Raw genomic sequence first — 24322 nt, 5'->3', positions numbered from 1 at the left:
GGCTGTTAGTCGAACAACAAACAAATATTTAATAGACTTATCACATGAGCAGCATCTGTTTTTAAACGGATGCTGCTTATTCGCTCTAGAGGAATGGAAGGAAATCTGGTAAAATAGAGAAATACATAGACGGAATACGAGTGGATGGGGCTGAGGAGACATGGCAATTCGTCATACAATCAATAAATATTTTAACAACCATGCAGAAACGATGGAGAAACATTGGGATGAGGCGCTTCAGACACGCTATTATAAAACGACCAAGGACAAGGCGATGCAGGTGCTGGAGGAGTTTTTCCGTAACTCGGCAGACTATGAGCTGCATGCCGTTTCCAAGGAACACGGCGAAATCAGCGTCTATACCGCAAAGGGGAAAAAGACATTCATTGTCACCACCGTAATTATGGTGCGGCCATACCGTACGGCGGTTGATTTTTCGGTAACAACGGAATCAGCGTTTCCCTTTGATTTCGGACACAGCACAAAAGTGATCAAAGCATTGTACACGCAAACGGGGAAGGAACTGCCGCTGATTGAGGAAAAATGAACAGCGGAGTAAGCCTTGAGAATGGGGTTGAATCATGATGAGATGTTCCAATTGCCACAATAAAAGTACCAAAGTGCTCGATTCCCGGCCGATTGAGGAAGGACAGTCCATCCGCAGACGCAGGGAGTGCGAACGATGCGGGTTTCGGTTTACGACATTTGAACGGATTGAAGAGGTGCCACTCATCGTCGTCAAAAAGGATGGGGCCAGGCAGGAATTCAGCAGGGAAAAGCTCATTCGGGGGTTAATCAAAGCATGTGAAAAACGACCGGTGCCCATGGATAAGATTGAAGAAATTGCGTTCAAGGTAGAGAAAACTCTAAGAAATGACGGTGTTTCCGAGGTTGATTCCAAAGAAATCGGGGAAATGGTTATGGAGCAGCTTTCCGAAGTGGACGAGGTGGCTTACGTCCGGTTTGCCTCTGTCTACCGCCAGTTTAAGGACATCAGTGTGTTTCTCGATGAATTAAAAGATCTGATCAATACAGACAAAGAACAACAGGAGAAATTAGAATGAACGAATTTGCAGCAGGGGAGGGGCATGATAAATGAGCTATATTGGAAAAATATTACCTGTCGAAGGTTATTATGTACGGCTGAATAACCCTCTGCCGGAGGGGTATGCAGTATCCCTTACCCATTTATATCAGCCGCTGATCGGCATTCAGGCTGTCATGCTCTACCAGACGCTGCTGCATGACATTCCCTTGCAGCAGGAAGGCAGCCCGCAGACCCATCACAGTCTGATGAATTATTCCAGCCTGCCGCTTGATGAAATCTATCAGGCCAGACGCAAGCTTGAGGGGATCGGGCTTTTGAAAACCTATAAAAAGGAAGCCATGCCGCAAAATATTTATATGTATGAACTGCAACGCACGTTTGCACCAGAGGAATTTTTTGCGGATGCCATGCTTGCCCAGCTGCTGCAGCATCATATCGGTGAGGATAAATTTGCCCAGTTGAAAAACCATTTTGCCAAAAACGAGCGAACGGATGCCGGCAGTGATGTTACAGCAGGTTTTCACGATGTGTTTCAAACGTTTACGCCGACCGTCGTGCCGACATCGGAAAATACAAATAACAAAGTAGAACAGCACAAGACAGCGGCGATTGACTTTGCCTGGATAAAACAGATGCTGAAACAGCGGATGATCCCATCAGGCAAGGTGCTGACAGCGGAAAATCGCCGGCTGATCCAGCAAATGATGGAATTGTACGACCTTGCTGCGCACGATGTGGAAAAAGCACTAATGTGGGCATTGACCGAGGATAACCGGCTGCATACGGAGGAATTTAAATCAGCCTGCCATGATCTGTTTAAGGCAGCATACGGGAACCCGCGTCTTCAGTTGTCTGCAAAGCAGGAAAAAGCCACGCAGCCGCATTCAGAGCCGGCAACAAAAGAAGAGCAGCTGATCCATGCGTTGGAGACAAGCTCGCCCAAACAATTACTGGAGGATCTGTCCAGCGGGAACCATGCGTCCGAACAGGACATGAAGGCGATTCGCGAAGTCATGGCTTCTCAAGGGTTGCCGTCTCCTGTGATGAATGTGCTGATCCATTATGTGCTCTTGCAGTCGAATATGAAGCTGTCCAAAGCCTATTTGGAGAAAATTGCCAGCCACTGGTCTCGTGCCAATCTCAAAACGGCTAAAGAGGCGATGGTATTTGCCAAACAGGAAAAGGAAAGGTTCCAGAAAGGTAAAGCCCAGCGGCAATCCAACCGTAAGCAAGCATCCAAAGAAATCGTGCCGGAATGGTTCAAGGACAGAAAAACTGCCCCTTCAGGCAGCACGGCTCAAGCGCCTCAGAACAGAGACGCATTACAGGAGCAGGAGGAAATTGCCGATCTTCTAAAACAGTTGTCGAGCAAGAAATAAAAAATAGCCATTATAAAGGTGATCCAAATGAAACCAGTCCAATCCACATTAAGAAAATGGATGCAGGATAATGAAAATTTCAAAGAAAACTACATAAAGATAAAGAAAGAGGTGCTGGCCGATCCTGAGATCAAGGCTTTTCTTTCGGAGCATCCCGGACTAACGCAAAAAGAAATCACGAAAAGTCTTATCAAGCTCTATGAATACCAGTCCCAGTCCAAGCAATGTGCCAGCTGCGCGTCATTTGGTGCTTGTCAGAACATGCTCCCGGGCTATTCTCCTGTGCTGCATGTGGAAAGCGGAGAAATTCGTATTTCTTATGAAAAATGCCATAACCGGATCATGCATGAAAAGCAACAGGCTCAGGAGAAGCTGATTCAGAGTGTCCATATGCCAAAGGATATTCTTGAGGCAACGACCGATGATATCGATTATCGTGATGCCAAACGCAATCCGGCGATCCGGGAATTGTACGCTTTTATCAAGCAGGCGGAAAAGGGACTTCCGGCAAAAGGTATTTATTTTTACGGTTCGTTCGGTGTCGGCAAAACCTATTTTCTCGGAGCGATCGCCAATAAACTGAAAGAGCTGAACATCTCGTCGATGATGATTTATATGCCGGAGTTTGTTCGGGAAATCAAGTCATCGTTTAAAGATGATTCCACGAATGAAAAGGTCGATTATTTCAAGAGGGCTGATGTATTGATGATCGATGATATTGGAGCGGAAATGCAGTCCGCCTGGTTCCGGGATGAAATTCTCGGCTCGATTCTGCAGTACCGTATGATGGAGGGGCTGCCGGTATTTTTCACTTCCAATTATAGTCTGGACCAGCTGGAGGGTTTGCTTGCTTCGACCCGGTCAGGGATTGAAACGGTGAAAGCAGGAAGGATTGTCGAGCGGATCAGACAGGTCTCAAGCGCAGTGGAGATTATCGGGGATAACCGGCGTTATTTGTGAAGTTTAGCAAAAAGGGCTGTTTTTAAAAATTGTTTTATTATCAAAATATCTATAACCGGTGACGTAATTCCTGCCGCTACAGAAATACCCCTCGCTTTCCGCGGGCGTCTGGTGAGCCTCCTCGCGCTGTCTCCACTTGAGGGGTCTCACCTATGACTATGATCCCGCAGGAGTCTCGGGGTATTTCCTCCGCTACAAGTGTGCTCTTTAAGTTCATCAATACCTAACTACTTTGTTGATGGTTGATTGGAGCGGAGGGCATCCGACTCCTGCGGGAAGAAAAGCCTAGGCGAGACACCGCCGTGCGCCAGCACAAGGAGGCTCGGCAGCTTCCCGCGGAATGCGGATGCCCGCAGCGGAAATCAACGAGCACTCTGCTGAAGAAATTTTTACAAAATCGAATTGTAGGTTAGGTCACAGTTTCCATCAACTCAAAAATAAACAACCAACAAAACTTGCGAAATGAGCTAAAAGGAAGCAAGCAGAGAGTTCAGGCGAAAAAGCCATCTCTCTGCTTTTTTTGCTATAGTTACTAGTTTCGGCGTTTATACATCTTTTCCTTTTCCCGCCCATATAATGTAACAGTTTGGAGTTGGATGAGGGTGATGTTTATTGCTGGAGGTTTATTTTGAATCAGATAAAGATGTCATTCGGTTTTGCGAACAGCTTTTTCAGTACAACAGAGAGCTGGATCTGCATTGGAGAACACATGACGAATGGGGGAATCAGCTGCAGTTTGAAAAAAGGCTTCCGGGCAATCAGCTGGAGGACACCATCGCAAAGGCAATGGCAGATGTATTTGCATTCCACCGGCTTGGAGACATGATTCGGACGATTATCCGGGACGTTTACTATTATACCGACCATGAGGAAATTGAACGGATTGTGGAACTGACGGAGTGGATTTTTGCCGGAGAGGATGAGGACAGCCTCAATGTACGGAAAACCGGCGATCCTGTTCAGCTGCTTTATGCCTTGTTTATTGCCAACACAAAAGGTCTTGCGGCGATTCATTACGATTCAATTGTGAATTTCAGGCTGCGGGTTTTCCGTGAACAGCTGATTCAGTATGTCGGACTGGCTATTGACGAGTTCAAGCGGGAGGAAGATCATCAGGCATTTGTGAACATGCTGCGGGAATACATGGTGAAGAAAGAGCCGGGAGAAGATATCATTCATGTGCTGCAGGGGAACCCCTTTCTCTTCTTTAACAGCGAGGGTAAAAAACTGTCGCGTCTGGAGCTGGCGAAGCGCATGCAGGTGGAGCCGCTGTATATCTTCGGACTGGACGAGAATGAGTGGAACCTGGCACCATTGATCGCCATGGCACCAAAAAAAGTGAAGATTTACGGGGACCACCCCTCGGAACCAAAAACGCTGACGGTAATCAATGTCTTTCAGGAAAAAGCGGATTTCCTGGCGTACAACAAATTTCCTTTTCCCTATGTCCAAAAAAAGCCTAAATAGGGCTTGCTTTTATCCAAATGAGAAGCTATAATACAGATTATATATCATACAGGATTGGATAAAGGTTAGGAAGAGGACATGATTATTTGTGCGCTGTATGGAAAAGAGAAGGAAGCCGCGGCTGAAAGCTTCCGCTGTACAAGCAGATAATTACCGCCTTGGAACCCCGCTGTGGAACCTAAGTAAACAGCGGCGCAGGTATGCTGCGTTAACAAAAATGAAGCCATTGCGGATTCGTGATGGAAATTTGGGTGGAACCACGACGTGTAAAGCGCTCGTCCCTTGCATTTTTGCAGGAGGACGGGCGTTTTTTGTTTGCACTGTTGCAATTCAACAATTAAAAGGAGTGACAATCATGGCAGCAGAAATCAGTATTGTATTTCCCGATGGAGCAGAAAAGAAATTCCCTGCCGGCATTACAGGAGAAGAAGTAGCCGGCGCGATCTCGTCCGGCTTAAAAAAGCAGGCATTGGCAATTAAGTTGGACGGAGAATTGGTCGATTTACGCCGGGAACTGCAGGAAGGCGGTAAAATCGAGATCATCACCCCCAAAAATCAGGAAGGCATTGACGTAATGCGGCATTCTACTGCTCACCTAATGGCACAGGCCATCCAGCGGATTTACGGAAAGGTGAATTTTGGCGTTGGTCCGGTGATTGAGGAAGGCTTCTATTATGATATGGATATGGAGCATAAGCTCTCCCCGGAAGACTTGCCGCAGATTGAAAAAGAAATGAAGCGGATTATCGATGAAGCGCTGGAAATCGAGCGGGTGGAAGTTTCCCGTGAGAAAGCGAAGGAAATGTTTAAAGGTGATCCGCTGAAGCTCGAACTGATCGATGCGATTCCGGATGCAGAGCAGGTTACCATTTACCGGCAAGGGGAATTCTTTGATCTTTGTCGCGGGGTACATGTTCCGTCCACCAATAAAATCAAAGCATTTAAATTGCTGAGTATTTCCGGTGCCTACTGGCGCGGAGACAGCGATAACCAGCAATTGCAGCGAATTTACGGGACTGCTTTTGCTAAAGAGAGCCAGCTGGAGGAACATCTGCGCATCCTGGAAGAGCGGAAAGAACGGGATCACCGTAAACTCGGCAAGGAACTCGGCCTCTTCACTGTTTCCCAGCAGGTAGGGCAAGGCTTGCCGTTATGGTTGCCAAAAGGAGCGACCATTCGCCGCAATATTGAGCGCTATATTGTTGATCTGGAGGAGCGGCTCGGTTATGACCACGTCTATACACCGGTCCTTGGCAGTGTCGATCTTTATAAAACAAGTGGGCATTGGGATCATTATAAGGACGACATGTTCCCGACACTTGAGATGGATAATGAGGATTTGGTGCTGCGCCCGATGAACTGCCCGCACCATATGATGGTGTATAAAAACCAATTATACAGCTACCGCCATCTGCCTGTACGAATTGCTGAGCTTGGCACCATGCACCGCCACGAGATGTCCGGTGCGCTGGCGGGTCTACAGCGGGTACGGGCAATGACATTAAATGACGCGCATATCTTTGCCCGTCCGGATCAGTTAAAAGATGAATTTATCCGGGTGGTGGAACTGGTCCAGCGGGTTTATGAAGATTTCGGCATTGAGGATTATTATTTCCGCCTTTCCTACCGCGATCCGGAAGATAAGGAAAAATACGTCGATAATGATGCGATGTGGGATAAAGCGCAAGCCATGCTGAAAGAGACAATGGAAGACATGCAGCTGGATTATGTTGAGGCAGAAGGCGAGGCGGCATTCTATGGACCTAAGCTGGATGTACAGGTGAAAACGGCCTTAGGTAAAGATGAGACACTGTCCACAGTGCAGCTGGACTTCCATTTGCCGGAACGCTTTGATCTAACTTACATTGGTGAAGACGGAAAAGAACATCGCCCTGTCGTTATTCACCGAGGTGTGGTTTCCACCATGGAGCGGTTTGTGGCCTTTCTGATTGAAGAATACAAAGGCGCATTCCCAACATGGCTCGCCCCTGTACAGGCAAAAGTAATCCCTGTATCGCCTGACGCCCACCTTGACTATGCCAGGAATGTGGAGGACAAGCTCCGCCGGGAAGGAATCCGTGTCGTGGTGGATGAGCGAAATGAGAAAATTGGCTACAAAATACGCGAAGCCCAGACTGAGAAAGTCCCATTTGCGCTTGTCGTCGGGGACAAAGAAGCAGAAGAGAATGCCGTAAACGTCCGCCGCTACGGGGAAAAGCAATCGGAAACGCTGGCCTTCAATGACTTTTTGGAACTGATTCAAACAGAAATTGGCGGGAAAAAGATGCATAGCTGAATGTGGAGGAAGGCTGTCGAGAGCGGGAACTTCCGGTCGAGAGTGGGAACTTCCGGTCGAGAGATAAAACTTCCGGCCAAGAGCGGGAACTTCCGGTCGAGAGTGGGAACTTCCGGTCGAGAGCGGGAACTTCCGGTCGAGAGATAAAACTTCCGGCCAAGAGCGGGAACTTCCGGTCGAGAGTGGGAACTTCCGGTCGAGAGCGGGAACTTCCGGTCGAGAGATAAAACTTCCGGCCAAGAGCGGGAACTTCCGGTCGAGAGTGGGAACTTCCGGCCGAGAGATAAAACTTCCGGCCGAGAGCGAGAACTTCCGGCCCAGAGAAGAAACTTCCGCCCAAGAGAGAAACTTACAAGAAGAACTTAGACCCTGAATAATGCATTCAGGGTCTTTTCATCGACTATTTCATTGTACAACTTCCATGGATCTATGCTATATTGTCATTAAGAGGAATAGCATGAAAAGAAAACTTTGCCGAACGCCGCTGTTGACAAGAAGTCAGCACCGTGCTATACTGTAAAAGTTGAATAAAACTTCATGATCTTACGACAAGCAGAAGCACCCGCTTCTCACCTGATCGACGCCCTTGGGCAGTTGACTGGTTCCGAAATCTTTCTAAACAATGGAGACGTGTGGGTGCAGTATGTGCCGACACTATTTTTGTGTGAAATCACTTGTCCAAATAGATCAGTATTTTTTCCAAAATCTTACGGAGGTGGCTGAATATTAGCAGAGATATGAATGTAAACGAAAAGATTCGCGCTCGGGAAGTACGTCTGATTGATTCAAACGGGGATCAGCTTGGTGTGAAATCCCGCAATGAAGCATTGGATATAGCGCAGAAACGGAATCTTGATCTCGTGCTTGTTGCACCGAATGCGAAACCGCCCGTATGCCGGATTATGGACTATGGGAAATACCGCTTTGAGCAGCAGAAGAAAGAGAAAGAGCAACGCAAGAATCAAAAAGTGGTTAACGTGAAAGAAGTCCGCTTTACACCGGGCATCGGGGATCACGATTTTGAAACCAAACTGAAGAATGCAAGAAAATTCCTGGATAAAGGCGACAAAGTAAAAGCAGCCGTTCGTTTCCGGGGTCGTGCCATTACGCATAAAGAGCTTGGCAGAGAAGTGCTCGATCGCTTCGCTGATGAGGTGAAAGACATTGGCACGATAGAAAGCAAGCCGAAAATGGAAGGCCGCAACATGTTCATGATGGTCGCTCCAGTAAAAGAAAAGTAATTGGACTATTCAAGGAGGAACTCGACATGACAAAAATGAAGACTCATAAAGGTTCACAAAAACGCTTCAAAAAAACCGGGACAGGAAAACTGAAACGTTCCCACGCATACACGAGCCATATGTTTGCTCATAAATCACAGAAACAAAAACGCAAACTTCGCAAAGCTGCTCTTGTATCTTCCGGAGACTACAAGCGCATTAAGACCATGCTTCCTTATAAATAAGGATCACAACGAAGATTACTATATTGATTTATATGTTCTAGGAGGGAATTATTATGCCACGTGTAAAAGGTGGAACAGTGACGCGCAGACGTCGTAAACGTATATTAAAGTTAGCTAAAGGATATTATGGTTCGAAACGGACGCTATTTAAAACAGCAAAACAGCAAGTGATGAAGTCAGGGCAATATGCTTACCGTGACCGCAGACAGAAAAAACGTGATTTCCGCAAATTGTGGATCACACGTATTAATGCGGCAGCACGCGTAAATGATATTTCTTACAGCAAACTCATGCACGGATTGAAAGTAGCGGGGATCGACATTAACCGTAAAATGCTTTCCGACATGGCGATCCATGATGAACAGTCATTTGCACAATTAGCAGACAAAGCAAAAGCAGCACTTAAATAAGAAATGAAAAAGAGGGTCGAATCCGAACAACTACAGCGGGTTTGGCCTTTTCTTTCAGGATAAAGGAGCAGCATCATGAATGAATGGGATACGATTCTGTTTTACATAGTGGGAGTAAATGCTATCACATTTTATTTGATGGCGAGAGATAAGAGCAAAGCAAAAAAACAGGAGTACCGCATTCCGGAGCGGACATTCTGGCTGCTCGGGGTGCTTGGCGGCGCGGCAGGATGCTATTTGGGAATGCGGGTCTTTCGCCATAAGACCAAGCATCGTTCCTTTATGATTGGCATGCCGCTTATTCTTATGATTCAGCTCATTGGACTTGTCTTTTTCTTCCTGTCGTAGTGAGGGATAATTTGAACAGAAAACATCCATAAACTCTTCCCCGCTTGTCATAAAGGCTCGTCTCCTGTCATATAGATGGAGGTAGGGATTGTTCATGAGCTACTTGCAAAAAGGAGGCATGTCATGGAACTGTTCGGCAACTATTTGATGGCGTTTATTGAAACAGGGGGACTTTTCGCGCCGCTCTTGTTCATCAGCTTTCATTTATTGCGCCCGCTGACGTTTCTGCCAGTGGTCTTCATCTGCATTAGTGGTGGGATTCTATTCGGTACGTTAGCGGGAACTGTTTATTCGATTATCGGCATCACATTATCCAGTATTCTTTTCTACTATATTATTAGATGGATGCCGAAAACGTTCGCGAAGCTGGTAGGGGTAAAAAAGAAACTGATTGGCAGCCACTCCAGTTTGACCACATCGCAGATTACTCTGTTGAGACTTGTTCCGTTTATCCATTTTCACTTGCTATCCCTATGCTTAATCGAAATCTCCGATGGCTTTAAGGATTATACCAAATCATCCTTGCTGTCCAACATCCCGCTGGCTGTCGTGTACACATCCATCGGAGGATGGATTTCCAATTTAACCCCACTTCATATCTTCGGTTTTATGGTCGCACTGCTCCCGCTCATCTATCTGCTGAGAAGAAAAGAAATTATTATCAAATGGCAGGAATTTTTCCAGGTAAGCACATAAGAAAAAACCATTCCTCTGTTTTTACGCGGAGGAGTGGTTTTTTATGGTTCACTCGATACTGGTCAGAAGCAGCTCGCTGATCGGATGCTTCCATTCGATTTTGGCATCCGGATAGCGGATCAGTATCTCCTTCTCGAGGAAATATAGGTCATCCCTAGTCATACCGCGGAGATCCAGTGGGTCGGAAACCGAGACGTGAATATTGACCACCTCAAACGAACGCTCTGTTGTTCCGAGGTATTTAACCCCTTCAAACAGACAGCCTTTATAGACAAACTGCATATTCTTTTTGCTGTTTTCCGCATCATCAAGAAAGTAAAATGACTCTTTCTCCCTGGCCCGCCTGAGCCGGCGCTCCGGCTTGCGGAAATACTGAACAGCTGTGTAAATCAAGAGAGCAATTGCAATAATAATCAGGATGCGAAACAAAATGACAACAACCATATTCATCCGTCTCCCTGTTGTGTATATTATTTCTTTATACGATACAGTTCCCCTAAAGGTTTCACTCTTTTTTAAAAAACATGATACAATCGAAACGAAAAGGGGGAAAACCATGGACTGGAACAAGCTGTATGCCATGCAAAAGAAATTGGATTCCTATATCGAAGCCAACCACGAAACGGAAAACGACAAATTTGCCGATAAATGCCTGGCACTCCTCGTAGAAGTCGGCGAGCTGGCAAATGAGACAAGATGCTTCAAATTTTGGAGCACCAAGCCGCGAAATGAGCAATCCGCCATCTTGGAAGAATACGTGGATGGACTTCATTTCATTTTATCATTAGGACTGGATAAGGGCTACCGGTTTGCTGAAGAGGGATCAGTGGCTGCTGCATCGGGCGAGACGCAGCAGTTTCTTCAAGTTTTTCAAGATTGTACTGTATTTCGCGAGAATCCAACGTCTGATAACTATCAAAAATTGTTTGCGAATTACTTGCAGCTCGGGAAACTGCTTGGCTTTTCAGAAACCGATATGGAAGCATCCTATGAAGGAAAAAATCAGGTCAATTACGAAAGACAGGACACAGGGTATTAATATTTTGTCATTTCAAACAAAAACGTTATAATGGAAGAGCACTATATCAGAAGGAGGACACATACATATGGCAAAAATGGATGAAACACTGACCATGCTGAAAGATTTGACTGATGCAAAAGGCATCCCGGGCAATGAGAAGGAAGCCAGGGAGGTAATGGAGAAATATGTAACCCCATATGCAGATGAGGTAACCACGGACAACTTGGGGAGTTTGATCGCCAAAAAGGAAGGCAATGCAAGCGGCCCTAAAATTATGGTGGCAGGCCATCTGGATGAGATTGGATTTATGGTAACCCGAATTGATGAGAAAGGATTTGTCTATTTTCAGACCGTCGGTGGCTGGTGGAGCCAGGTCATGCTGGCACAGCGAGTGACCATCATGGGCTCTAACGGCGATGTAACCGGGGTGATTGGTTCCAAGCCGCCGCATATTCTGTCCGCAGATGCGCGCAAAAAACCGATGGACATCAAGGATATGTTCATTGACATAGGCGCTTCCAGTAAGGAAGAAGCAGAGGAGTTCGGGGTGAAGCCAGGCAATTCGGTTGTTCCTTATTTTGAATTTACCCCATTAAAAAATGATAAAATGCTCTTGGCAAAAGCTTGGGATAACCGAATCGGTATTGCTATTGCAATTGAGGTGCTGAAACAGCTGAAAGGTGCAGACCACCCGAATGTGGTTTATGGTGTTGGAACGATTCAGGAAGAAGTAGGCCTGCGCGGTGCGAAAACTTCTGCCAATCAGATTCAGCCGGACATCGGTTTCGGTGTGGACGTTGGGATTGCCGGAGATACGCCGGGCGTCAGTGATAAAGACGCGGACAGCGAACTGGGCAAGGGTCCGCAAATCGTATTGTACGATGCATCGATGATTTCTCATAAAGGTTTGCGCGATTTGGTTGTTGATACAGCAGATGCGAGTGGTATTCCTTATCAGTTCGCTTCCATGGCTGGAGGGGGAACCGATTCCGGGTCCATTCATGTGACAGCAAATGGCGTGCCGTCGTTGTCAATTACCGTTGCGTCCCGCTACATCCATACCCATGCAGCCATCATTCATCGTGATGATTTTGAAAATGCGGTGAAGCTAATTGTGGAAACGATCAAGAAACTGGATGCGGATACGGTGAAGGAACTGATCTTAGCATAATTTGCATAATAAATAAAGACTCTTTTCGTAAGTTTTGTTGCTTATTAATTTCTTAGTTGGTGGAAATTGCGACATAACCATCGCTCCCGCCGCTGCGGAAATACCCCTCGCTTTCCGCGGGAAGCTGCCGAGCCTCCTCGCGCTGTCGCGCTGTGGGGTCTCGCCTATGCTTTTCATCCCGCAGGAGTCTCGGGGTATTTCCTCCGCTGATTGCTGTGTCTTTCCATCTTTTAACTACTGTGTGTTTAAACAGCGAAATTAACCATCAACTTGTGGGCGCTGTTGTTTATTTTTAAACACTCTTACCAGCGAAGGAAATACATGGAGACTCCAGCGGGAGGATAGGCACAGGTGAGACACCGCAGTGCGACAGCACAAGGGGGCTCACCGGCCGCCCGCGGAAAGCGGAATGTATTTCCGTAGCGGTAGGTTAAGTCACAGTTTAAGATATAATGATAAAAACAACATTCTTTTAGAAAACAAAAAAGGGATCAAACGGCATTTAAGCCATTGATCCCTTTTTTGTACTTTAATCAAGCCAAATATGAATTCATTACTTTTTTCACATAGTTTTGTGTTTCTTCAAACGGCGGGATTCCCTGATAGTTATCTACATTGCCTGGGCCGGCATTATAGGCAGCCAGTGCCAGTTCAAGGTGGCCATTGTAGCGGTCCAGCATTTGCCGCAAGTATTTGGTGCCGCCCTCAATATTCTGAGCTGGATCATAGGAATTGATGACACCAAGGCCTTTGGCCGTTGCAGGCATAAGCTGCATCAATCCTTGTGCGCCGGCACCGCTTTTGGCATTTGGATTATAATTGGATTCTGTCTGGATAACAGCATGGATCAGCTTATCATCAATTCCGTATTTGTGAGCCGCATCAGCGATATATGTATTAAATCCGATCTGTGACGGAACCGCCGCACTGTTTTCCGAAACGGGCATCATTTGATGGGCTGGCGAAAACGGATTGCTGGTTGTGATGGAGGTGTTTGGCATCGTATTAAACATGGCAGCTTGATTAATTTTTTGCTGAAGAAGCTGTTTAAAAAGGCTTTCACCAAGTGTATTGGAAAAAGGAGCACCGCCTGTGGTCATAGTATTCATCGCCTGATGCTGGATCAACATCTGTAACTGTCTGACTTCCATTTTCTCTCCCCCTCTGCCTTCTTCTTCTATTGTATGTCGGCTTGTCCGGGAAAGCAAGACCAGTCTGGAAATATTTGTCGGGAAAACGCGAAAAAAGATAGACGCTAAGGAGCATCTATCTTATAGGGAATGCTGTTTATTCAGCTGTCTGTTTTACACCTTGTTCCAGGGCTTCCACCATTTCCTGTTTATCCTGGTCATTGGAATGGTTCCAGATCAGTTCAAACAAAACGCCGAGCCCGGGAAGCATTTTTTCCTCGCCATTTTGCACAGCATCAACAATTGTTGCTTCCAACTGCTCTTGGTCATTGTTTGATATATTGCTGAGAATTGCTTTTCGCAGGTTTAAATTCATTTTCTCCACCTCTTTATGATAAGATTTACTTGACTGTAGTTTGACCTGATACGGAAAGAATATGTATGAGCAATAAAGAAGTCGGGATGGAGAGTTAACGATGATTACGTCACGCAAGAATGAACAAGTAAAAGCATGGAGAAAACTACATAAGCGAAAAGGCCGCTTGGATTCAGGGACTTTTTTAATTGAGGGCTATCACCTTTTGGAAGAAGCACGGAAGAGCGGCTGGCCGATTCAGGAAATTATTGTCCGGGAAGGTGCTGAACTGCCGGAATGGACAGCGGATTTCCCGGTAGAAGAGGTCAGCAGGGAGGTATTTCAGCATCTGTCTCAGACGGAATCACCGCAAGGAATTGCCGCTGTGGCTGGCATTCAGCAAGTTTCCGAAACCAGTGGAAAAACGGTGTTGCTGATAGATGCCGTTCAGGATCCCGGTAATTTGGGAACCATGATCCGCACAGCTGATGCGGCAGGGTTTTCCGGGATTATTTTGGGAGAGGGAACGGTGGATGTGTACAATGACAAGGTGGTGCGCGCCACTCAAGGGTCGCTGTTTCACATTCCTATCCGGGAAGCAAGTCTAGGTGAGGCAATTCCGGATTTGCAGAGGGCAGGCTTTACAGTGTGGGCAACTGCGCTGGAAGACGCGAAAAATTTTCAGGATGCGGGCACCAAGGAAAAGCTGGCGGTTATCGTTGGGAATGAGGGAGCCGGTGTGCAGGAAGCATGGCTGGAGCTGGCAAATGAGCGGGTACATATACCAATTTACGGAAAAGCAGAGTCGCTCAATGTCAGCATTGCCGCCGGGATTCTGATGTATGAGGCAGCAGGACGATTGCGCTAACAAAGGAAACCAACCTTGCATGCGGCGGGCAAATTCTTTATAATAATAATCAAATACGATGCGCGTTGAAAGAGCCAGGTAGCATTTTAATAAGCGGGAAAGGGAAGAAATGCCTCAGACTGAAAGCATTTCTGCCGCGGGAAATGATATCTTTTCACTCTGGAGCAGACACTGGGACCTTGCGTGAGCAAGTAAAGGTGTTCCGGATTTTTATCCGTTATCAAAGCAAGTTGGGCACGGAATTACTGTGCCAACAAGGGTGGTACCGCGACATCACAGCCTCGTCCCTTTACAGGGGACGGGGCTTATTTTTTTGCATAATTTTTTTAATCAAAAAGGAGGCAATTCACATGAAGGAGCAATTAGAGTCGATTCAAACCGAAGCGCTGGAAAAAATTGCTTCAGCCGCGGAACTCCGCGAGCTGCAGGACATAAAAGTAGCTTATCTTGGCAAAAAAGGTTCCTTGACAACGGTATTGCGGGGGATGGGCAAACTTTCCAAAGAGGAACGCCCAGTCGTCGGAGAAATCGCTAACCAGGTGAGAGAAGCAATCACCGAAGCACTGAATCAGAAGACAGGCAAGCTGGAGCAGGAAGCAATGGATAAGCAGCTGGAATCCGAAGCGATTGATGTCACACTTCCGGGACGCCCGGTGAATGTCGGCGGACCGCATTTATTAACAAGCATTTTACAAGAAATAGAGGATCTGTTTATCGGCATGGGATTTGAGGTGCGTGAAGGCCCCGAAGTGGAAACCGATTATTTTAACTTCGAGGCGCTTAATTTGCCAAAAAATCATCCGGCAAGAGATATGCAGGATACCTTTTACCTGACAAATGAACTCTTGCTGCGTACCCATACATCGCCGGTTCAGGCACGGACGATGCAGGAGTATGGTGGAAACAGAGCCGTGAAAATGATCTGTCCCGGTAAAGTTTACCGCAGAGATACCGATGATGCTACTCACTCACACCAGTTTACGCAAGTCGAGGGGCTGTATGTGGATAAAGATGTACGGATGAGTGATTTGAAAGGGGTACTCGACAAATTTGCCAAAAAGATGTTTGGCGAGGACCGTGAGATTCGCCTGCGTCCAAGCTTTTTCCCATTCACCGAGCCTTCTGTGGAAATGGATATTTCCTGCAAGGTCTGCGGCGGGGATGGCTGCTCGGTGTGCAAACAGAGCGGCTGGATTGAAATACTTGGAGGCGGAATGGTTCACCCGAAAGTATTGGAAATGGCCGGCTATGACCCTAAAGTTTACAGCGGTTTTGCATTCGGCATGGGGCCGGAGCGGATTGCCATGCTGAAATATGGCATTTCGGACATCCGCCAATTTTACACAAATGACATTCGATTCCTGAAACAATTCCATCATGCATAGGGAGGGAGATAACAATGCTTGTATCATTAAACTGGTTAAAAAATTACGTTGATATAGGAGATCTGACACCGGAAGAGCTTGCCGAAAAAATCACCAAAACGGGAATTGAGGTGGACGGCATTGAGTACATCGCAGAAAAAAGCAGCGATGTTGTTGTGGGCTATGTAACTTCGTGCGAAAAACATCCAAATGCCGACAAACTTAATCTCTGCCAGGTAGACACTGGAGAAGAAACACTGCAAATCATATGCGGCGCACCAAATGTTGCCAAGGGGCAAAAGGTTGCTGTTGCCAAACCGGGAGCAGTCCTTCCGGGTAATGTGAAAATTAAGCGGGTGAAACTGCGGGGAGTGGAATCAAATGGCATGATCTGCTCGCTTCAGGAACTCGGCTTTGCAGAAAAATTTGTGCCAAAAGATATCGCGGACGGCATTTATGTGCTGCCAGAGGACGCCATTGTCGGCGGGAATGTCGCTCCACTTTTGAACCTGGACGATGCTATTTTGGAACTTGACTTAACACCAAACCGTGCCGATGCGCTCAGTATGATCGGTGTTGCCTACGAGATTGCCGCGATTCTGGATGTGCCAATCTTGCTGCCTGACGAGGAAATTGAACAGACCGAGGAAACAGCTGCCGATGAGTACGTGGAGGTGGAAGTGGAAGATACGGAATTGAATCCGTATTACGGGGCGTTTATCGTTAAAGATCTTGAAGTGAAGCCGTCCCCGCTTTGGATGAGCAATTATTTGATGGCTGCAGGCATTCGTCCGATCAATAATATTGTGGATATTACAAACTATGTCCTGCTGGAATACGGCCAGCCGCTGCATGCCTTCGATTATGATAAATTGCAGTCCGGAAAAATCGCCGTCCGCCAAGCTCGTGAAGGAGAAAAACTGGTGACACTTGATGAGGTTGAACGCAACCTTTCCAATGGTCAGCTTGTAATTACGGACGGAGAAAATCCGGTAGCACTCGCCGGCGTGATGGGCGGCGCGAGCACGGAGGTCAGTGCGGATACGAAAGCGGTGCTCTTGGAGGCGGCCTATTTTGACCCGGCTTCAGTTCGGAAAACGGTGAAAGCTACAGGCCTGCGCAGTGAATCCAGCACCCGTTTTGAAAAAGGCGTGGATCCTGACCGTGTGCGCCGGGCAGGAATGCGGGCCTGCCAGCTATTGCAGACGTATGCCGGGGGAAAAGTGCTTGCTGGTGCTGTTGAGGTAGATAAGCTGGATCGTTCAGAAAAAATTGTGGAAATGGATTCAGACGAAATCAATAAACGGCTGGGCACCTCTATTTCCACCAATGAAATGGTGTATATCCTGAATAAACTCCGCTTTTTCTTTGAGCAAAATGGCACGGTGTTTACTGTGCAGGTTCCGACCCGCCGCCAGGATATTACGATTTTTGAGGATATGCTGGAGGAAGTGGCCAGGGTTTATGGGTATGACAATCTGCCATACACACTTCCAGAAGGCGAGTCTCATGCCGGAGCACTCACAGAAACCCAAGCGCTGAAACGAAATGTTACCAGCTATATGCAGGGGGCCGGTCTTTTGGAGACAATTACCTACTCTCTGACCGATGAAGAAGCTATTGGCTCATTTATCACTCCGGAAATCGCAGCGGAGGAGCCTAAACCTGTTTCCTTAGCTATGCCGATGAGTGAAGATCATAAGTATCTCCGTCTGAGCATGCTGCCTGGCTTAATTCGTTCACTTGGTTATAATCAGGCAAGAAATCAGCCGGATATTGCCTATTTTGAGCTTGGAAAAATCTTTGTTTCCCATGAGGATGTGCTGGAGAGTCAGCCGGATGAACGGCTTCGTCTGACCGGGGCACTAACAGGCAAATGGCTGGAAAATCCGTGGCAGCAGGAGAAAAAGGAAGTAGACTTCTATGTTGTCAAAGGCATCCTTGAAGGACTGTTTGAACATCTGGATATTCCTGTGGAGTTCGAACAGGCAAAGCTTGACCAAATGCATCCGGGCAGGTGTGCAGTGATCAAGGTGAACAACAGGACAGCCGGGTTTATCGGGCAAATTCATCCATTGCTTGCAAAAGGTGAGGATTTGGGCGAGACTTATGTGTTTGATGTGAACATGGAGGAAGTCATTGCTGCTTATGATCCGGAGCCGTCTTACCAGCAGATCCCGAAATACCCATCCATCACCAGGGATATTGCTTTTATTCTTGATGAAGATATTGCAGCAGGTGATGTGCAGCGGGTGATTGAAGAGACTGGCGCACCACTTGTTAAACGTGTGCGAATCTTTGACGTCTACCAGGGCGAACATGTCCCAGATGGGAAAAAGTCGATTGCTTACAGCCTAATGTATCAGCATCCGGACAAAACACTGACGGATGATGAGGTTGAAGCGTCTTATCAGAAAGTTGTCGATACGGTCAATGCGCAATTTTCTGCATATGTCCGGTCATAAATAGAAAAACTGCAGCTCGCCTAGGTGGTGAGCTGCAGTTTTTTGTTGATAAAAATGAGTCGTGATCACCGCTGCGGAAATATACTACGCTTTCCGCGGGAAGCTGCCGAGCCCCCTTGTGCTGGCGCACTGCGGGGTCTCGCCTATGCTTTTTATCCCGCAGGAGTCTCCGTATATTTCCTCCGCTAGGTGTTGAGCCTTTGTTAAATTAAACAACAGCTATCCACTCGTAGGCGCTGATTGGAGCAGGAGGGTGGAGGGCAATTTCCGATTACTACATTTACGATTTTTGAGTAAATCCCGAAGTTCACAGAGCAAATGCCGAAGCGATACAAGTTCTAAAATTCATAACAAAGATGCCAAAGTTTACAGTGAAAATGCCAAAGATAATCTTTAAGACCCCTTTCATTGTTTGCAGGTGGGGCAACATGGCTTATATCCTCTCTCATGCTTAATAACGACTTTGGTTCAAATGATATTCAAAGTGTGTTGAATAGTTCTACTGCAGACTTTTTCTATAGTATCTCTTGAATATGATCGGGGTAACTGAGGACAGGTTTGGCGGTATGTGGTTGAAGATATAACCATCTCTCCAACCTAAAGATATTTTATAATATACGATCAAGAGGTTTACAAGGCTATTAAGAAAATCTTAACAGCCTTCTTTTATATCAGTTTCGCCTCCAAATAAATACCTCAAATACAAAAAGATTAATAATAGCAATTACTCCTATAATGATGAAGCTACTTATTTTGGGTAAATCAAAAATAAATATTACAAGCGAAAAGATAATAAGTACTAGAAGCAATTCCAAATAACCTTTTTGTCTTTTAGTCATAATTTACCTCCTCTTTCTATTTTATGTTTAAAGGTTTGTAGGAGTTTGTTATCAAGCGTTTATTATGATTTTAATTAAGGGTGTTGCCATTTGAAGGGTTATTTAGTGTGCGGTCATGGTGTCCACAGTTGCGTGAAACAATGGTATCAGATTTTTTGAAATGAAAAGTAATGCGTATATCCATATTTGTACTGGCTTCAAATATACCTCCATGCCCTTTCATTTTCTTAGTCCGAAGGGAGGGGTGGCTAAAATCATCTAATGGTAAAATTTAGGCTTTATCAATAGTTTTTTAGATAATTGATCTAATAGGGAGTAAGATTTTGAATCTTAATTCTTCGCAAGCAGTAGGTACTGCAATATCAATGTGTAAAAACTGATGCGTTATCGTTTTTTTTTCGTATTTTTTTATTGAAATAAATGAAGTTATAGAGATAATAAATAAGATAATAGCTATTACAAGGCTAATATCTTCTATAGCAAATATTGAAGAATTATTATTTTTATATACAATAAAAAACGCTATTACTAATATTGGCATTGAAACCATTGTTGTAATTATACTTTTATTACCCGATAAGGATAAGGATCTAATTTGTGTTCATGCTCTAGGACAATGGACGCATGTATTTTTCTGTTTCCTTTTGCCATGCTTTTAAAGAAGCCAACGTCATCAACTTTGATTTGGTTTTCTTTAATTTGATTTTGGGAAGATGAGATCTCCCATAATTGATGCTAGATTACTTTGAAGTCCTGATCTTTTTGCTCTTCCTGACGTATCTTCTCTTGTTCTACCTGTTGTTTGTCTTTACGATATGTATGCAAGTTCCCAACAGTTTGATTATAGGGCTCAACTTCACGGTTATAGTTGTCACGATTTGTTTGAATACCGTCCTTTTCCATAACACTAACTTTATACCCTAAATATTGGTTAGTCGAAACTCTACCCCCCTTTCTTCATGGGGATGGTGGTCAATGCGTTCATTCATGCCTTCACGTTCCAATATCTTGTTGGTATGATCACTATACCTCAAGCGAGTTTTTTCACCAACCGTTACTTCATAAACTACAAGTACTTTTCCGCCTTCCTGCTGTTGGCAAAATGCACTTTTGCACAGCTATCCAGCGTCTCTCTGCCGTGCTCGCGGATGACCTTGGCAATCGTCTGATCAACTTTCTGTGAGGCTCCTTTTGGCAGAGAAATCTCAAGCCGCTCCGATAGTTTATCCATTTCTTTCAAAAAGCTGGTCCGGGCGATGATCGAACCGGCAGCAACGGCGATCGAGTAGCTTTCTGCTTTGGTCATAAAATAGGTATTCGCAGCGAGACTTTCTTTCTCCGCGGCAATATGTTTTTTGTATACTGCCGGCTCGCAGAACTGATCGATTAAGATGCCCTCCAAAGGTAGGCTATCAATTTTTTTCATAAGCTTTTGGATTACATGGTGGTGAAGCATTGCCTTCATTTTCCCCTGGGACCAGCCTTTTTTCTGCAGCTGATTGTATTTGTTGTTCGGCAGCACCATCAGCGAATAAGGCAGCTCAAGTTTAACGATTTCTTTGGCAATTGAGCGGATTCGTGCATCTGTTAAATGTTTGGAATCTTTTACTCCCAGTTCCTTCAACTGATGGATCTGCTCTGCCTCTACATAAACACCTGCCACGGTGATCGGACCGAAATAGTCCCCGGTTCCTGCTTCATCTGTACCGATATGGCTGGAGGCAAACAAACTCTCCGGAGGGTGGTAAGAGCTGGCGGCCTGCTTTCTGGCTGGCAGACTTTTCTTCCCCGCTGAAGCTGTCTCCCCAGCCCACTTCTTCGCTTCTGCTTCCGGATTGCTTCCCTGGAAAAGTACTTTTCCCGACCGGTAGGCCGTGATGACAGCATCACCCGTCTTGGCACGGAAAACAGCACCCTGCGGCGGGGTCTGAGAAGAATCGGCATAGAATTGTTTCATATCATTTATCACAGTTGCTGATAAGGTATGTACGGTTTGGGGCATGACTCTCTCTTCCTTTCAATTTGTTCCTTCAACAACTATAGCAAAATCTACTGGTAAATGAAATTACAGAACGTATAATTATTTCAGTATTGCCCGCGTTCGTGTTAAGATAAAGTGAATAATTTTTCGCTGGCAGGAGGGAAACAAGGTGACCGAGAACGATAAGCAGCGAATTACAGTGGAAATCAATCATAAACAATACACCATCGTCGGGAAGGAGTCAGCCAGCCATGTTCGCCTGGTGGCGGAACTGGTGGATCAGAAAATGAAAGAAATCTATCAGGCAAATAAGAACCTGGATACGACCAGACTGGCTGTCCTTACCGCTGTTAATACAATGAATGATTATCTGAAACTCAAAGAAGACTATGCGAAATTAGCAGGTTCTATCTACAAGAAAGAGGATTAATTGAATATGGCTGACATTATTTTATTGATTTTATTTGTTTTTGGGGTATTGATGGGACTGAAAAGAGGATTTATTCTGCAGCTGTTTCATCTTGCGGGATTTATTGTCGCGTTCATTGCCGCAGCCCTTTATTATGACGATTTGGGGTCGCGCTTCGCTTTGTGGATCCCTTATCCGGAATTGCCGGAGGAGCATACATGGAGCAGTTTTCTGCAAAACATGCCTTTGGAAAACGGCTTTTATAATGCCGTGGCTTTTGCGGTGATCTTTTTTTCTGTGAAAATAATTATGCAGATCATCGCGTCAATGCTGGATTTTGTGGCTTCGCTTCCGATTCTGCGTTCAGTGAATAAGCTGCTCGGTGGGGTGCTTGGATTTCTGGAAGTTTATTTGATCTTATTTGTTGTACTCTATATTTTAGCTTTAACCCCGCTTGTGCCGATTCAGGAATTTATTAATGGCTCATCAATTGCATGGTTTATTATTGAGCACACCCCGTACTTTTCCGAAAAACTGACTGAATTATGGTTTACCCATGGGGCTCCTTTATTGGGAAGCTGATTTGGCGAAGAGACTGATTCCGCCTGTGAGGTGTTCTCACGCATGGATCAGTCTTTTCTCGCGGCAGGAAATTTACAATAATGAGGTGAGAGAATGGCGATTAATAAAAAAGATGTCGTAAAATTACTTGAAAAAATTGCGGTGTATCTTGAGCTGAAAGGGGAAAATCCGTTTAAAATATCTGCCTACCGGAAAGCTGCCCAGGCGCTGGAAACCGATGATCGCTCCCTGACGGATATCGATGATTTTACCAAGCTGAACGGGATTGGCAAAGGCACGGCCACCGTCATTGAAGAATATATCGAACAAGGCGAGTCACCCTCACTCAAGGAATTGGAGAAGGAGGTGCCGGCCGGGCTGGTGCCGCTTCTCAACCTCCCGGGACTTGGCGGCAAAAAACTGGCCAAGCTTTACAAGGAGCTTGGAGTGACCGATGCCGATTCCTTGAAATCTGCAGTGGAAAATAAACAGGTAGAGGCTTTGTCCGGTTTCGGAAAAAAATCTGCCGAGAAGATTCTCGAAAGCCTAAACGAAGCGGGGAAACAGCCGGAGCGCCTGCCGATCGCTTTCATGCATCCAGCAGCTGAAAAAATTGAAATCTTTGTAAGCAAGATTAAAGAAGTGGAAAACTATTCGCGGGCAGGCAGTCTGCGCCGGATGCGGGAAACATCCAGAGATATTGACTTTATCATTGCAACCGAAAAACCGGAAGCAGTCCGTGATGCCCTCTTAGAGATGGATGACCTGAAAGAAGTCATCGCCAAAGGGGACACCAAGGTCTCGGTTGTGCTGGACGATGTATATGATATCCAGGTTGACTTTCGGTTGGTGAAGTCAAATGAATTTGCCACCACCCTGCACCATTTTACCGGTTCCAAGGATCATAATGTAGCTATGCGCCAGCTCGCTAAATCCCGCGGGGAAAAAATCAATGAATATGGTATTGAAAAAGATGAAAATGGGGAAATCCTCACTTTTTCGAATGAGGAAGAATTCTTCGGTCATTTCGGGCTGGCTTACATTCCGCCAGAGGCGCGGGAAAACACCGGAGAAATCGAGGAATTCACCACCAAAAAGCCGCTGATTGAAGCCTCAGACATCCGCGGGGATCTGCATATGCACACTACCTGGAGCGACGGTGGCCAGTCACTGGAAGAGATGGTCAACCAGGTCCGCAGTAAGGGCTATGAATTTATGGCGATCACCGATCATTCGAAAAACCTAAGGGTAGCAGGCGGCCTGGATGAGACAAGACTGCGTAAGCAACGCGAGGAGATTGAACGGTTAAAAGCAAAATACAATGATATTCATATTTTTGCCGGAGTCGAAATGGATATTTTGCCGGACGGCCGGCTCGATTACTCCGACGATATGCTGAAAGAAATGGATCTGGTGATTGCTTCGATCCACTCCAGTTTCACCCAGAGCCAGGATAAAATCATGCACCGGCTGGAAACAGCGCTGGAAAATCCGTATGTGTCACTAATCGCACACCCGACTGGAAGACTGATCGGGAAGCGCAAAGGCTATAGTGTGGATTTTGATAAGCTGATAAAGCGGGCAAAAGAGACCGATACAGCACTGGAAATCAATGCAAACCCGAACCGCCTCGACCTGTCCGCGGAGTGGGCGAGAAAAGCGCAGGATGCTGGGGTGACTTTGGCTATTAACACCGATGCCCACAGCTATCAAATGCTCGACCATATGCATTATGGGATTGGAACAGCGAGAAGAGGTTGGATCGAAAAAGAAAATGTATTAAATACTTGGCCAAAAAAGAAACTTATTGACTACCTGAATCGTAATAAATAATGGCTCTTTTCGTAAGTTTTGTTGTTTGTTTATTTCATAGTTGATGGGAAACTGTGACCTAGCCTTCTGGCCGCCGCTGCGGAAATACCCCTCGCGCACCTTAGGGTGGCTGGTGAGCCTCCTCGCGCTGTCGCGCTGTGGGGTCTCACCGATGCCATTCCTCCCGCAGGAGTCTCGGGGTATTTCCTCCGCTAGTAGTGTGTTTTTACTTCCATTGCTGAAGGTAGTCCACTATAGCACGGTTTCAGTTTTCTCG

The 24322-nt window shown here is 46.0% G+C and carries 24 protein-coding genes and 1 other annotated feature; of the genes, 19 read left to right on the top strand and 5 right to left on the bottom strand.

Going from position 1 to position 24322, the window contains the following annotated elements; translation table 11 throughout:
* Positions 1-160: 160 nt before the first annotated feature.
* From CEG13_RS11415 to CEG13_RS11365, 11 genes are all read left to right on the top strand, one after another.
* Entirely contained in the window at positions 161-547 is a 387-nt protein-coding gene (locus CEG13_RS11415; RefSeq protein ID WP_100012013.1) for a cytosolic protein, read from the top strand.
* 37 nt (positions 548-584) lie between these two features.
* The gene (gene nrdR / locus CEG13_RS11410) at positions 585-1064 is read left to right on the top strand and encodes a transcriptional regulator NrdR (protein ID WP_100012170.1); all 480 of its coding nucleotides are present in this window, start codon (positions 585-587) and stop codon (positions 1062-1064) included.
* A gap of 31 nt (positions 1065-1095) precedes the next feature.
* On the top strand, positions 1096-2427 hold the full coding sequence (locus CEG13_RS11405; RefSeq protein WP_100012012.1) for a replication initiation and membrane attachment family protein: 1332 nt from the start codon (positions 1096-1098) through the stop codon (positions 2425-2427).
* 27 nt (positions 2428-2454) lie between these two features.
* Positions 2455-3387, top strand: coding sequence for a primosomal protein DnaI (gene dnaI / locus CEG13_RS11400; RefSeq protein ID WP_100012011.1), 933 nt, complete (start codon positions 2455-2457; stop codon positions 3385-3387).
* A 612-nt stretch (positions 3388-3999) separates the two neighbouring features.
* Entirely contained in the window at positions 4000-4854 is an 855-nt protein-coding gene (ytxC, locus tag CEG13_RS11395) for a sporulation protein YtxC (RefSeq protein ID WP_100012010.1), read from the top strand.
* Between the two features lie 355 nt (positions 4855-5209).
* Positions 5210-7150, top strand: a complete 1941-nt coding sequence (gene thrS / locus CEG13_RS11390; RefSeq protein WP_100012169.1) for a threonine--tRNA ligase — start codon at positions 5210-5212, stop codon at positions 7148-7150.
* Between the two features lie 544 nt (positions 7151-7694).
* Positions 7695-7817 (top strand) — a sequence feature (ribosomal protein L20 leader region).
* A 70-nt stretch (positions 7818-7887) separates the two neighbouring features.
* Positions 7888-8391 carry a translation initiation factor IF-3 gene (infC, locus tag CEG13_RS11385; RefSeq protein WP_143469669.1) on the top strand — a complete coding sequence of 168 codons (504 nt, stop codon included), beginning with the start codon at positions 7888-7890 and terminating at the stop codon, positions 8389-8391.
* 26 nt (positions 8392-8417) lie between these two features.
* On the top strand, positions 8418-8615 hold the full coding sequence (gene rpmI, locus CEG13_RS11380) for a 50S ribosomal protein L35 (RefSeq protein ID WP_100012008.1): 198 nt from the start codon (positions 8418-8420) through the stop codon (positions 8613-8615).
* 53 nt (positions 8616-8668) lie between these two features.
* On the top strand, positions 8669-9025 hold the full coding sequence (rplT, locus tag CEG13_RS11375) for a 50S ribosomal protein L20 (protein ID WP_100012007.1): 357 nt from the start codon (positions 8669-8671) through the stop codon (positions 9023-9025).
* A 75-nt stretch (positions 9026-9100) separates the two neighbouring features.
* Positions 9101-9373: a DUF1294 domain-containing protein gene (locus CEG13_RS11370; RefSeq protein ID WP_100012006.1), complete on the top strand. Its 273-nt coding sequence runs from the start codon at positions 9101-9103 to the stop codon at positions 9371-9373.
* A gap of 123 nt (positions 9374-9496) precedes the next feature.
* The gene (locus tag CEG13_RS11365) at positions 9497-10069 is read left to right on the top strand and encodes a TVP38/TMEM64 family protein (RefSeq protein WP_100012005.1); all 573 of its coding nucleotides are present in this window, start codon (positions 9497-9499) and stop codon (positions 10067-10069) included.
* A 48-nt stretch (positions 10070-10117) separates the two neighbouring features.
* Here CEG13_RS11365 and CEG13_RS11360 read toward each other — a convergent pair whose 3' ends face one another.
* Positions 10118-10513 (bottom strand): sigma-w pathway protein ysdB, encoded by a 396-nt coding sequence (locus CEG13_RS11360; protein WP_100012004.1) that lies wholly within the window; start codon positions 10511-10513, stop codon positions 10118-10120.
* Positions 10514-10625: 112 nt separating this feature from the next.
* Here CEG13_RS11360 and CEG13_RS11355 point away from each other — a divergent pair, with 112 nt between their 5' ends.
* A complete protein-coding gene (locus tag CEG13_RS11355) occupies positions 10626-11108 on the top strand; it encodes a dUTP diphosphatase (protein ID WP_100012168.1) in 483 nt (160 codons plus the stop codon).
* Between the two features lie 67 nt (positions 11109-11175).
* Entirely contained in the window at positions 11176-12261 is a 1086-nt protein-coding gene (locus CEG13_RS11350; RefSeq protein WP_100012003.1) for a M42 family metallopeptidase, read from the top strand.
* 533 nt (positions 12262-12794) lie between these two features.
* On the opposite strand, the gene CEG13_RS11345 is transcribed toward CEG13_RS11350, so the two are convergent.
* Both CEG13_RS11345 and sspI read right to left on the bottom strand, forming a co-directional pair.
* Positions 12795-13412 carry a lytic transglycosylase domain-containing protein gene (locus CEG13_RS11345; protein ID WP_100012002.1) on the bottom strand — a complete coding sequence of 206 codons (618 nt, stop codon included), beginning with the start codon at positions 13410-13412 and terminating at the stop codon, positions 12795-12797.
* A 136-nt stretch (positions 13413-13548) separates the two neighbouring features.
* Positions 13549-13767, bottom strand: coding sequence for a small acid-soluble spore protein SspI (gene sspI, locus CEG13_RS11340; RefSeq protein ID WP_100012001.1), 219 nt, complete (start codon positions 13765-13767; stop codon positions 13549-13551).
* Between the two features lie 100 nt (positions 13768-13867).
* Here sspI and CEG13_RS11335 point away from each other — a divergent pair, with 100 nt between their 5' ends.
* The 3 genes from CEG13_RS11335 (at position 13868) to pheT (ending at position 18443) form a co-directional block, all read left to right on the top strand.
* The gene (locus CEG13_RS11335) at positions 13868-14614 is read left to right on the top strand and encodes a TrmH family RNA methyltransferase (protein WP_100012000.1); all 747 of its coding nucleotides are present in this window, start codon (positions 13868-13870) and stop codon (positions 14612-14614) included.
* Positions 14615-14964: 350 nt separating this feature from the next.
* The gene (pheS, locus tag CEG13_RS11330; RefSeq protein ID WP_100011999.1) at positions 14965-15999 is read left to right on the top strand and encodes a phenylalanine--tRNA ligase subunit alpha; all 1035 of its coding nucleotides are present in this window, start codon (positions 14965-14967) and stop codon (positions 15997-15999) included.
* 14 nt (positions 16000-16013) lie between these two features.
* Entirely contained in the window at positions 16014-18443 is a 2430-nt protein-coding gene (gene pheT, locus CEG13_RS11325; protein ID WP_100011998.1) for a phenylalanine--tRNA ligase subunit beta, read from the top strand.
* A gap of 1574 nt (positions 18444-20017) precedes the next feature.
* Here pheT and CEG13_RS18970 read toward each other — a convergent pair.
* Complete coding sequence (locus CEG13_RS18970; protein ID WP_204758488.1) at positions 20018-20185, bottom strand: hypothetical protein; 168 nt, start codon at positions 20183-20185, stop codon at positions 20018-20020.
* 163 nt (positions 20186-20348) lie between these two features.
* Entirely contained in the window at positions 20349-21284 is a 936-nt protein-coding gene (gene rnhC, locus CEG13_RS11320) for a ribonuclease HIII (RefSeq protein WP_100011997.1), read from the bottom strand.
* Between the two features lie 148 nt (positions 21285-21432).
* Between rnhC and zapA the strand changes: the two genes are divergently transcribed.
* The 3 genes from zapA to polX all read left to right on the top strand — a co-directional run bounded on the left by zapA (position 21433) and on the right by polX (position 24066).
* Positions 21433-21693 carry a cell division protein ZapA gene (gene zapA, locus CEG13_RS11315; RefSeq protein WP_100011996.1) on the top strand — a complete coding sequence of 87 codons (261 nt, stop codon included), beginning with the start codon at positions 21433-21435 and terminating at the stop codon, positions 21691-21693.
* Positions 21694-21699: 6 nt separating this feature from the next.
* Positions 21700-22254, top strand: coding sequence for a CvpA family protein (locus CEG13_RS11310; RefSeq protein WP_100012167.1), 555 nt, complete (start codon positions 21700-21702; stop codon positions 22252-22254).
* A 93-nt stretch (positions 22255-22347) separates the two neighbouring features.
* Positions 22348-24066, top strand: coding sequence for a DNA polymerase/3'-5' exonuclease PolX (gene polX / locus CEG13_RS11305; protein WP_100011995.1), 1719 nt, complete (start codon positions 22348-22350; stop codon positions 24064-24066).
* Positions 24067-24322: the final 256 nt, after the last annotated feature.

The sequence above is a fragment of the Lentibacillus sediminis genome, from assembly GCF_002763455.1.
In the GTDB taxonomy this organism is placed as follows: domain Bacteria; phylum Bacillota; class Bacilli; order Bacillales; family Amphibacillaceae; genus Lentibacillus_D; species Lentibacillus_D sediminis_A.
This window is presented reverse-complemented; position numbering and strand designations above follow the sequence as displayed.

Excerpts from the sequence above, each read along its gene's own strand:
- CEG13_RS11415 (WP_100012013.1), top strand. The coding sequence starts at position 161 with ATGGCAATTCGTCATACAATCAATAAATATTTTAACAACCATGCAGAA.
- nrdR (WP_100012170.1), top strand. The coding sequence starts at position 585 with ATGAGATGTTCCAATTGCCACAATAAAAGTACCAAAGTGCTCGATTCC.
- CEG13_RS11405 (WP_100012012.1), top strand. The coding sequence starts at position 1,096 with ATGAGCTATATTGGAAAAATATTACCTGTCGAAGGTTATTATGTACGG.
- dnaI (WP_100012011.1), top strand. The coding sequence starts at position 2,455 with ATGAAACCAGTCCAATCCACATTAAGAAAATGGATGCAGGATAATGAA.
- thrS (WP_100012169.1), top strand. The coding sequence starts at position 5,210 with ATGGCAGCAGAAATCAGTATTGTATTTCCCGATGGAGCAGAAAAGAAA.
- infC (WP_143469669.1), top strand. The coding sequence starts at position 7,888 with ATGAATGTAAACGAAAAGATTCGCGCTCGGGAAGTACGTCTGATTGAT.
- rpmI (WP_100012008.1), top strand. The coding sequence starts at position 8,418 with ATGACAAAAATGAAGACTCATAAAGGTTCACAAAAACGCTTCAAAAAA.
- rplT (WP_100012007.1), top strand. The coding sequence starts at position 8,669 with ATGCCACGTGTAAAAGGTGGAACAGTGACGCGCAGACGTCGTAAACGT.
- CEG13_RS11370 (WP_100012006.1), top strand. The coding sequence starts at position 9,101 with ATGAATGAATGGGATACGATTCTGTTTTACATAGTGGGAGTAAATGCT.
- CEG13_RS11365 (WP_100012005.1), top strand. The coding sequence starts at position 9,497 with ATGGAACTGTTCGGCAACTATTTGATGGCGTTTATTGAAACAGGGGGA.
- CEG13_RS11360 (WP_100012004.1), bottom strand. The coding sequence starts at position 10,513 with ATGGTTGTTGTCATTTTGTTTCGCATCCTGATTATTATTGCAATTGCT.
- CEG13_RS11355 (WP_100012168.1), top strand. The coding sequence starts at position 10,626 with ATGGACTGGAACAAGCTGTATGCCATGCAAAAGAAATTGGATTCCTAT.
- CEG13_RS11350 (WP_100012003.1), top strand. The coding sequence starts at position 11,176 with ATGGCAAAAATGGATGAAACACTGACCATGCTGAAAGATTTGACTGAT.
- CEG13_RS11345 (WP_100012002.1), bottom strand. The coding sequence starts at position 13,412 with ATGGAAGTCAGACAGTTACAGATGTTGATCCAGCATCAGGCGATGAAT.
- sspI (WP_100012001.1), bottom strand. The coding sequence starts at position 13,767 with ATGAATTTAAACCTGCGAAAAGCAATTCTCAGCAATATATCAAACAAT.
- CEG13_RS11335 (WP_100012000.1), top strand. The coding sequence starts at position 13,868 with ATGATTACGTCACGCAAGAATGAACAAGTAAAAGCATGGAGAAAACTA.
- pheS (WP_100011999.1), top strand. The coding sequence starts at position 14,965 with ATGAAGGAGCAATTAGAGTCGATTCAAACCGAAGCGCTGGAAAAAATT.
- pheT (WP_100011998.1), top strand. The coding sequence starts at position 16,014 with ATGCTTGTATCATTAAACTGGTTAAAAAATTACGTTGATATAGGAGAT.
- CEG13_RS18970 (WP_204758488.1), bottom strand. The coding sequence starts at position 20,185 with ATGGAAAAGGACGGTATTCAAACAAATCGTGACAACTATAACCGTGAA.
- rnhC (WP_100011997.1), bottom strand. The coding sequence starts at position 21,284 with ATGCCCCAAACCGTACATACCTTATCAGCAACTGTGATAAATGATATG.
- CEG13_RS11310 (WP_100012167.1), top strand. The coding sequence starts at position 21,700 with ATGGCTGACATTATTTTATTGATTTTATTTGTTTTTGGGGTATTGATG.
- polX (WP_100011995.1), top strand. The coding sequence starts at position 22,348 with ATGGCGATTAATAAAAAAGATGTCGTAAAATTACTTGAAAAAATTGCG.